Here is a 544-nt window from a genome sequence, read left to right as displayed (position 1 = left end):
ATCAGTTCGTAAGAACGAGAAAGCCGAGCGTTAGCTCGGCTTTTTTGTATCTGTAATTTGCTCAAAAATGGGAGCCTACTGTCTGTAGGCTCCCATTCTTTTTACTTCTATTTCGGTGGGGATTTCGCTTAAAGCGAATTTACTTACCGCTCGTCCATAGACCGCTTAAAGACTTCAATAATCCCTCACTTGCTCCTTGCTCATTTAGGTAACCTAAAATCACTGGTGCAAATTGGCTGATCATCGATGGGTCTAGTCCTAGTGTATTAAATGCGCTTTGTATGGCACTCAAGCTTTCGATGTTACCTAACAGGCTTTGTGCACCTTTCAAGTTGGATAATCCAGGGATCAATGACTGCAATTCCGTGCTGTTTTGTTGAGACAGTTGGCTTTGAGCAAGTGCAATTAGGGCACTGCTGCCACCTGCAGCTTGTTCTGTCGAAACTGGTAGCTGACTCGTTAGTAGCTCAGTAAGAGGTGAAGATTCTGCATTTAGGCCTTGGCTTACCATATCCATAAGACCATTTTTGCTGCTCTTATCTAC

The 544-nt window shown here is 43.8% G+C and carries 1 protein-coding gene; it reads right to left on the bottom strand.

Annotated features, from left to right (window positions below):
* Nucleotides 1-139: 139 nt before the first annotated feature.
* Nucleotides 140-544 (bottom strand): DUF2780 domain-containing protein (locus R7044_RS27485; protein WP_225456261.1); only part of this gene is annotated, 405 nt, incomplete at its 5' end.

This window comes from Vibrio sp. 1402, assembly GCF_033340275.1.
Note: the sequence above shows the minus strand (reverse complement) of the source record. Positions and strands in the feature narration are given on the sequence as shown.